At 63.8% G+C, this 7,720-nt stretch carries 8 protein-coding genes; 5 read left to right on the top strand and 3 right to left on the bottom strand.

Features of this window, described 5'->3' with window-relative positions; all coding sequences use genetic code 11:
* Positions 1 to 113 precede the first annotated feature (113 nt).
* Positions 114 to 1,124, top strand: a complete 1,011-nt coding sequence (locus D619_RS0113100; protein ID WP_017669054.1) for an NADP-dependent oxidoreductase — start codon at positions 114 to 116, stop codon at positions 1,122 to 1,124.
* Positions 1,125 to 1,168: 44 nt separating this feature from the next.
* Here D619_RS0113100 and D619_RS0113095 read toward each other — a convergent pair whose 3' ends face one another.
* A complete protein-coding gene (locus D619_RS0113095) occupies positions 1,169 to 2,614 on the bottom strand; it encodes a S41 family peptidase (protein ID WP_017669053.1) in 1,446 nt (481 codons plus the stop codon).
* 201 nt (positions 2,615 to 2,815) lie between these two features.
* Here D619_RS0113095 and groES point away from each other — a divergent pair, with 201 nt between their 5' ends.
* From groES to D619_RS18375, 3 genes are all read left to right on the top strand, one after another.
* Positions 2,816 to 3,100 carry a co-chaperone GroES gene (gene groES / locus D619_RS0113090; RefSeq protein WP_017669052.1) on the top strand — a complete coding sequence of 95 codons (285 nt, stop codon included), beginning with the start codon at positions 2,816 to 2,818 and terminating at the stop codon, positions 3,098 to 3,100.
* A 52-nt stretch (positions 3,101 to 3,152) separates the two neighbouring features.
* Positions 3,153 to 4,799 carry a chaperonin GroEL gene (gene groL, locus D619_RS0113085; protein ID WP_017669051.1) on the top strand — a complete coding sequence of 549 codons (1,647 nt, stop codon included), beginning with the start codon at positions 3,153 to 3,155 and terminating at the stop codon, positions 4,797 to 4,799.
* A 299-nt stretch (positions 4,800 to 5,098) separates the two neighbouring features.
* Entirely contained in the window at positions 5,099 to 6,037 is a 939-nt protein-coding gene (locus D619_RS18375) for a PEPxxWA-CTERM sorting domain-containing protein (protein ID WP_017669050.1), read from the top strand.
* A gap of 3 nt (positions 6,038 to 6,040) precedes the next feature.
* On the opposite strand, the gene D619_RS18155 is transcribed toward D619_RS18375, so the two are convergent.
* Positions 6,041 to 6,187 (bottom strand): hypothetical protein, encoded by a 147-nt coding sequence (locus tag D619_RS18155; protein WP_017669049.1) that lies wholly within the window; start codon positions 6,185 to 6,187, stop codon positions 6,041 to 6,043.
* 56 nt (positions 6,188 to 6,243) lie between these two features.
* Here D619_RS18155 and D619_RS0113070 point away from each other — a divergent pair, with 56 nt between their 5' ends.
* Complete coding sequence (locus D619_RS0113070) at positions 6,244 to 6,873, top strand: class I SAM-dependent methyltransferase (RefSeq protein WP_017669048.1); 630 nt, start codon at positions 6,244 to 6,246, stop codon at positions 6,871 to 6,873.
* Here the strand turns inward: D619_RS0113070 and D619_RS16665 are convergent.
* Positions 6,863 to 7,654 (bottom strand): VacJ family lipoprotein, encoded by a 792-nt coding sequence (locus D619_RS16665; RefSeq protein WP_017669047.1) that lies wholly within the window; start codon positions 7,652 to 7,654, stop codon positions 6,863 to 6,865. The genes D619_RS0113070 and D619_RS16665 overlap by 11 nt on opposite strands.
* Positions 7,655 to 7,720: the final 66 nt, after the last annotated feature.

The raw sequence follows: 7,720 nt of genomic DNA, 5'->3' as shown, positions 1-7,720 counted from the left end.
GGGGGGGGGGGGGGGGGGGGGGTTTCCTCTCCGCAGGGGATCGTCCTGGTGGCAAGCACCCTCCCCCGGCCCCTCCCTTTGCAAGGGAGGGGAGAAGATGGAAGGAGACACACATGACCACCACACGCAAATGGCTGCTGAAATCGCGCCCGAACGGCCCATTGAAGGACAGTGATTTCGAGCTGGTCTCGGTGCCGATGCCCGACGTGGGCGAGGGCCAGTTTCTCGTCAGACTTACCCATTTCTCCTTCGATCCCACCCAGCGTGGCTGGCTGGGCGGTGACACCTATCTGCCGGCGGTGCCGATTGGCGGCGTGGTGCGCGCTGGCGGCATCGGCGAAGTGGTGGCGAGCAAGCACTCCGGCTTCGCGGTCGGAGACGTGGTGCAGGGCACCTTTGGCTGGCAGGAACATTGGCTGGGCGATGGCAGCACCGAGACCGGCCCGGTGACCAAGCTGCGCGGCGGCATCACGCCGGAACAGGCGCTCGGCGTGTTCGGGGTGACGGGTCTCACCGCCTGGTTCGGCCTCACCGAAATCGGCCAGCCCAAGGCGGGCGACACGGTGCTGGTATCGGGCGCCGCGGGCGCTACCGGCAGCGTGGTGGTGCAGGTGGCGAAAGCCCTGGGTTGCAAGGTGATCGGCATCGCTGGCGGCGCGGAAAAGTGCGGCTGGGTGGTCGAACAGGCCGGCGCGGACGCCTGTATCGATTATCGCGCCGGCAACGTCGCGCGCCAGATCCGCGAACATGCGCCCAAGGGCGTGAACGTGGTGTTTGAAAATGTCGGCGGCGAAATATTGGATGCGGCGTTGGCCAACCTGGCGCTCAGGGCGCGGGTCGTGCTGTGCGGCGGGATTTCCAGCTACAATGATACCGCCGAAGATCGCACGCCGGGCCTGCGGAACTACATGAGCCTGACCGTGATGCGCGGGCGGATGGAGGGTTTCATCATCCTCGATTTCGCCAAGCGCTATGGCGAGGGCGTAGCCGAACTGGCCAAGCTGATGGCGGCCGGCAAGCTGAAGACCGCCGAAGACGTGGCGCATGGCTTCGAGAATTGCCCGGCGACGCTGCGCCGGCTGTTCGAGGGCAAGAATTTCGGCAAGCAGTTGCTGAAGGTTTGAAGCAATACGTCACCCAGGCTTTTACCGGGGTGACGAAGAATGGCTCAGAATGTGCCCGGCATCTCGCGCTGGGCTGCGTTTGGCGTGCGGGCGAGCAGCGGTTGGCGGCCCAGCGATTGTTCGCGGATGTCGCCCGCCGCCGCGGCAATGGCGGCGCAGTTCTCGCCGCGCAGCGAGGCGATGGCGCGCGCGGTGGACGCCTCGGCCGGGTTGCCCATCACACGGCCGAAATCATCGCTGGCAGCGCAGGTTCGCCCGCCGCGTGACGGCAGATAGGGGGCCAGGCCATTGAAATAATCGCCCTGGCGGCTGGCGTTCTGGGTGGCAAAGGCAACGATGCGCAAGCGATCATCGCAGGCGGCGCGATCGATGGCGATCTGGCCCACCGGCTTGCCCGATGTATTCTCGCCCACCAGCGTGATCCGGTTCTGGAGCCAGGGCAGCATCGAATTGATCACCAGCTCGCTGGCAGACGCGCTGGCATCGGTGGCGATGAAGGCGAGGTTGGTTGGCGCCACCGCCTGCGCGTCAGACCGGAACAGGCGGGTTTCGTTTTCGGCCGATTTCGACGCGCGATAGGTGGTGAAGCTGAACACGTCGCTGGCCAGTCGATCGCGGCCCATCAGATCGCCCATCACTTCGGCGATGCGCACCAGTCCACCACTGTTGTAGCGGAAATCGACGATGATGTTGGTGGCGCCTTCGCTGCGGAAGCGGGCGAAGGCATCGCGCAGCGGGGTTTCGGCGGTGCTGATGAAGCTCCTGAGATTGACATAGCCAACCCGGCCCAGCCCCGGCTGATCATAGCTCTGCACGCCAAAGCGGCTGGACACCGGCGGGATGTTGAATTCGGCGCGGCTGATGGTGACGGTACGCTCCGTGCCGTTCAGCGTGAAGCGGATCGTGCGGGTGACGCCGACCTGGGAAGGCCCCAGCGCATCGGACACCGCCGCAGACCCGCCTTGCACAAACAGGGTGGTGACCGGGACAAGATTGTCAGGGCTGGTGCCAATGGCAAGGATTTCGGCGCCGCGATCAAAGCCGGCGGCAAAGGCGGGGCCGGTTTCGAACACGTCGAGGATATAGGTGCGCCGGGCATTGCTGTCATGTTCCAGCCGGATGCCGAAGGCCGCCGTCTGGCCTTGCGAGAAGAAGGCGTTCTCCTCGGCGATACTGGTCACATAGGTGAAGAATCGATCCTTGCCCGCGGCGCGCGCATTGGCGGTGAGCGCGTCGATATAGGCCTGCACCGTGGCAAAGCCGTCGGGCGACAGGCTGGCCGGCAGGTCTTCGGGGAAGAGATACCATTCGCGGATCTGCGCTTCGGCCCAGAGCTGGCGATCACGCAGCGTGCATTGCGGTGTGGGCGTTGGCGTGGGGGCAGGGGTCACTGCAATCGGCCCGCTGCTGCTGCCACCGCCGCCGCCACAGCCGCTCAGCAACAGGGCGGCGGCCAGCGTGGCAGACAGGGCGGAGCGCAAACGGGGCATCGCCCTGTTGTGGCGGTGCGGCACCGGCTTTGTCCAGATGACAAGATGACATTCTCGCGACAGGGCGTTCTTGTTGCTGCGAAACCCTTGACGGCGTCGGGGCAGGGACCCATATGCCTCCTCAGCCGCTGGCACTCGCTTTGGGTGAGTGCCAACAGCGGCGGGAATTTGTGCAAACACTGCAAATCGAAAGAGGGAAACATGGCATTCCGTCCACTCCATGACCGCGTGCTGGTTCGCCGCGTCGAAGCCGAATCCAAGACTGCCGGCGGCATCATCATCCCCGATTCCGCCAAGGAAAAGCCGCAGGAAGGCGAAGTTGTCGCCGTTGGCACCGGTGCCCGCGCCGACAATGGCACCGTGACGCCGCTGGAAGTGAAGGCCGGCGATCGCATCCTGTTCGGCAAGTGGTCCGGCACCGAGGTCAAGCTGAACGGCGAAGACCTGCTGATCATGAAGGAAAGCGATATTCTGGGGATCATGTAATCCCGGAAATTCAAGTCGCTGAATCCATTAGAAATTCAAAGGAGCAAGGCAAATGGCTGCCAAGGACGTGAAATTTGGTCGTGATGCGCGTGAACGCATCATCCGCGGTGTTGATATCCTCGCTGATGCCGTGAAGGTGACGCTGGGTCCCAAGGGCCGCAACGTCGTCATCGAAAAGAGCTTCGGCGCCCCGCGCATCACCAAGGACGGTGTGTCGGTGGCCAAGGAAATCGAACTGAAGGACAAGTTCGAGAACCTGGGCGCGCAGATGGTGCGCGAAGTCGCTTCCAAGACCAACGACGCTGCCGGTGACGGCACCACCACTGCCACCGTGCTGGCCCAGGCCATCGTGCGCGAAGGCATGAAGTCGGTCGCTGCCGGCATGAACCCGATGGATCTGAAGCGCGGCATCGATCTGGCCGTGACCAAGGTCGTTGCGGATCTGCAGGCGCGTTCGAAGCCGGTTTCGGGCTCGTCGGAAATCGCCCAGGTCGGCACGATTTCGGCCAACGGCGAAAGCGAGATTGGCGACATGATCGCCAAGGCGATGGAAAAGGTTGGCAAGGAAGGCGTGATCACCGTCGAGGAAGCCAAGGGCATGGACAGCGAGCTGGACGTGGTCGAAGGCATGCAGTTCGACCGTGGCTATCTGAGCCCCTATTTCATCACCAATGCCGAGAAGATGCAGGTCGAGCTCGACAACCCCTATATCCTGATCCACGAGAAGAAGCTTTCCAGCCTGCAGGCGATGCTGCCGGTGCTGGAAGCCGTGGTGCAGTCGGGCCGTCCGCTGCTGATCATCGCGGAAGACATCGAAGGCGAAGCGCTGGCCACCCTGGTGGTCAACAAGCTGCGCGGTGGCCTGAAGGTTGCCGCCGTCAAGGCGCCGGGCTTTGGCGATCGTCGCAAGGCGATGCTGGAAGATATCGCCACGCTGACCGCCGGCGAGATGATCAGCGAAGACCTGGGCATCAAGTTGGAAAACGTCACGCTGGCCATGCTGGGCAAGGCCAAGCGCGTCACCATCGACAAGGACAACACCACCATCGTTGATGGCGAAGGTTCGGCCGATGCGATCAAGGCGCGCGTGGAACAGATCCGTGCCCAGATCGAAATCACCACCAGCGATTACGACCGTGAAAAGCTGCAGGAGCGGCTGGCCAAGCTGGCGGGCGGCGTTGCCGTGCTGAAGGTTGGCGGCAGCACCGAAGTGGAAGTGAAGGAGCGCAAGGACCGCGTTGATGATGCCCTGCACGCCACCCGCGCCGCGGTGGAAGAAGGCATCGTTCCGGGCGGTGGTACCGCGCTGCTCTATGCCACCCGCGCGCTGGACGGCATGAAGGGCGCCAACGACGACCAGACCCGCGGCATCGACATCGTGCGCCGCGCGATCCAGGCCCCGGTGCGCCAGATCGCCGTCAACGCCGGCCACGATGGCGGCGTGGTGGCCGGCAAGCTGCTGGAAGGCAATGATGCCACCATCGGCTTCAACGCCCAGACCGAAGTCTATGAAAACCTGGTCAAGGCCGGCGTGATCGATCCGACCAAGGTCGTCCGCACCGCGCTGCAGGATGCCGCTTCGGTGGCCTCGCTTCTGATCACCACGGAAGCCGCGATCACCGATCTGCCGGCTGACGACAAGGGCGGTGCCGGTGGCATGCCGGGTGGCATGGGCGGCATGGGCGGCATGGATTTCTGATTGAGACGGCTGGCCGCAACGCAGCGCGTTGCGGCCAGACTCGGCGAGATCCGGCCAGCGAACGAAAAGGGCGGTCCCTCAGGACCGCCCTTTTTGATTCGTCTGACGGCGTGGCTCCGCCACGATCTTCCTTGCTTACTTTATTTCTTGGTAGCCCAAGCGGACTCGGCGGCTCTGCCGCCGGCCGCGCCCACCAGCGCTGCCCCACGCATCTGACATCCGAATTGCCAAATCCCACATTTACAATCGCCCCTGCCCATGAAACAATATTTTGATGAGGGTTAGCAACGGGGGTTGTCATGCGCTTGTTTTTCATCGCCGCCACATTTGTGCTGGCTGCGCCGGCATTTGCAGCCGGCGCGACGTCGGCCAGTTTCGGGGTCACCTTTGTTGATGCCGACAAGGGCGGGCCAATCGCCGGCAATCTGCAACAGACATCGATTGCCGGTGCTGGTGTGATTGATCTCACCGGCAATCAGGGCCCGGGCACCGCCAACAATGTGAAGGTGCAATCCAGCCCGTGGCTGAACAAGCTCGGGATCGCGTCGGACGCCTCGGCTGGTTTTGTCTATGGCGCTGGGACCAGCGTGTGGGCGGTGAACCAGACGGTGACCGGCACACCCGGCACGACGGCGCGGCTGACCTATGATTTCCGGCTCACCGGTAACTTTGCGCCAGGACCGGCCGATCAGTATCTGCCACCGGAGATCGCCGCCCCGCAGAATTTCACTTATTATTTCCTCGCCTATCGCGGGGTGGCGCAGGGGTTCACCGCTCTCTCGGACGCCAACGGCAGCTATATCCTGTTCGAAAGCACGGCCGGCGACATCACGCTGATCAAGAGCCCGAACTCGCCGGGTTATATCAACACGCTGCAGCCGCAGTTCATCGGGCGGGCCGCCTGTTTCGGAGCGGATACGCGCTGTTCGGCGGGCGGCAGTTTCGATGACCGGCTGTCCATGAGTTTCGACATGGACGTGGGCGAGAATTATTTCATCGTCGGCTTCATGAGCAGTCAAACCAGCGGCCAAAGTGATTTCTATCACACCGCCCGACTGCTCACCATTGATCTGGCGCCGGAGTTCGGGCTGTTGACGGATGATGGCGGCATTCTTAACCGCAATGCCAATGGTACCTTTGGCCTATCGGTGCCCGAACCCGCGAGCTGGGCGATGCTGATCACGGGCTTTGGTCTGGTTGGGGCCATGCAGCGCCGCCGTCGGCCCTTGCCCGCCTGAACCTCACTTCGCGGCTCCAGCCTCCGCCTCGGCCGCCATCACGTCGGCATTGGCCTTGTCGATGACCGCTTGCTCATTGCCGGCGGGCGCAGCCGCGTCCTTGCTGCACGAAACGAGCAAAAGGGCGACGAGGGCAAGGGTGATCCGCATTCCCTGACGATAACCAGTGCTGGCCAGCGCGCCAACCCCGTGCAAACATCGCCGACATGGGCCTTTATTCCGAAACTATCTTCCCGTGGCTGCTCGATCGGGCGCTGGGCCATCCCAACATCATGCGACGGCGCCAGGCGCTGGTGAGCCAGGCCACGGGTGACGTGCTCGAAATTGGCTTTGGTTCCGGCGCGACCCTGCCCTTCTATGATCCCGCGCAGGTGATCAGCCTGACCGTGGTGGAGCCTTCGGAGGGCATGAACCGGCGCGCGGCGGCGCATCTGGCGGGATCGCCGGTGCCGATCAAGTCCGTGCCCGGTGCCGGTGAGAAATTGCCCTTTGCCGATGCCAGCTTCGATACGGTTGTGTGCTGCCTGACGCTGTGCAGCGTGCAGGATGTGGGGCAGGTGCTGGCCGAGGTGCGGCGGGTGCTGAAGCCCGGCGGTCGATTCCTGTTCATGGAGCATGTGTTGTCCGACGATCCGGAACGGCAGCGCTGGCAGCAGCGGCTGAACCCGATCCAGAAAGTGGTGGGCGTGGGCTGCAATCTCAATCGGCCATCGGCGCAGCTGGTGCGCGATGCCGGCTTCACGCTCGATCCGATGCCGGTGCAGGAGGAGGAACATGCCTTCGGCGCGCTGAAGAAACTCACCCCGCTGGTGATGGGCAGCGCCATCAAGGCTTAGGCGGTTCGGCCTTCGGGGGTTCGGGGGGCGGCGTTTCCTCGGCCGGCTCCGCGAACGGGTCTTCCTCGGCCGGCAACTGGCCGTCGAACAATTGCAGGCGGCGGCGCTGCAGATAGGCGGATTTGGCCAGCGTGTAATCATCGAGGCTGTCGGCCAGCAACTTGTCTGCGCCGGTTTCGATCAGCGTGTTGCGGAAATTGATGATGCGCCCGCCCGCCATGCCGATGCGCACGTCCCAGCCGGGGCTGAGCCAGGCGTTGCGGGCAAAATCGGCGGGATCAACGAAGAAGTCCACCGGAGTCATGATGCCATCACGCAAGGTGGAGGGGCCGAACAGCGGCAGCACCACGTAGGGCCCGGATTTGACGCCCCAACGCGCCAGCGTCTGGCCGAAATCCTCGGCCTCGCGCGGGCGGCCGAGATCGGTGGCGACGTCCATCGCGCCGGCCACGCCCAATGTGGAATTGAGCAGGAAGCGATCGAGCGTGCGGAAGGCCTGGGCGAACTTGCCCTGCAATACGCTGTTGAGGAAATTGGCCGGCTCGCCATAATTGCCATAGGCATTGGAAACGGCGGTGCGCACCGGCTTGGGCGTGACGGCGCGATAACCGCTGGTGACGGGCTTTACCACCCAGCGATCCAGCCCCTTGTTGAAGGCGAACACGCGGCGGTTGCTCTTCTCCCACGGATCAGCTTCGGCACGGGCAAGATCGGTGCTGCCGGTGCTGGCGCAGCCGGTGAGCAGCAGGGCGAGGAGCGCGAGCGGGGGCAGGGAGCGCATGGCCGGAAGCTTGGCATGACAGCCATCCTTATTCAATCGAATGGCATCACATAAAGATTGCTTTAT

This window comes from Sandarakinorhabdus sp. AAP62 (genome assembly GCF_000331225.1).
Lineage (GTDB): Bacteria > Pseudomonadota > Alphaproteobacteria > Sphingomonadales > Sphingomonadaceae > Sandarakinorhabdus.
Note: the sequence above shows the minus strand (reverse complement) of the source record. Positions and strands in the feature narration are given on the sequence as shown.

What these genes read in the sequence shown, in the direction of transcription:
- D619_RS0113100 (WP_017669054.1), top strand. Translation starts at nt 114, where the DNA reads ATGACCACCACACGCAAATGGCTGCTGAAATCGCGCCCGAACGGCCCA.
- D619_RS0113095 (WP_017669053.1), bottom strand. Translation starts at nt 2,614, where the DNA reads ATGCCCCGTTTGCGCTCCGCCCTGTCTGCCACGCTGGCCGCCGCCCTG.
- groES (WP_017669052.1), top strand. Translation starts at nt 2,816, where the DNA reads ATGGCATTCCGTCCACTCCATGACCGCGTGCTGGTTCGCCGCGTCGAA.
- groL (WP_017669051.1), top strand. Translation starts at nt 3,153, where the DNA reads ATGGCTGCCAAGGACGTGAAATTTGGTCGTGATGCGCGTGAACGCATC.
- D619_RS18375 (WP_017669050.1), top strand. Translation starts at nt 5,099, where the DNA reads ATGCGCTTGTTTTTCATCGCCGCCACATTTGTGCTGGCTGCGCCGGCA.
- D619_RS18155 (WP_017669049.1), bottom strand. Translation starts at nt 6,187, where the DNA reads ATGCGGATCACCCTTGCCCTCGTCGCCCTTTTGCTCGTTTCGTGCAGC.
- D619_RS0113070 (WP_017669048.1), top strand. Translation starts at nt 6,244, where the DNA reads ATGGGCCTTTATTCCGAAACTATCTTCCCGTGGCTGCTCGATCGGGCG.
- D619_RS16665 (WP_017669047.1), bottom strand. Translation starts at nt 7,654, where the DNA reads ATGCGCTCCCTGCCCCCGCTCGCGCTCCTCGCCCTGCTGCTCACCGGC.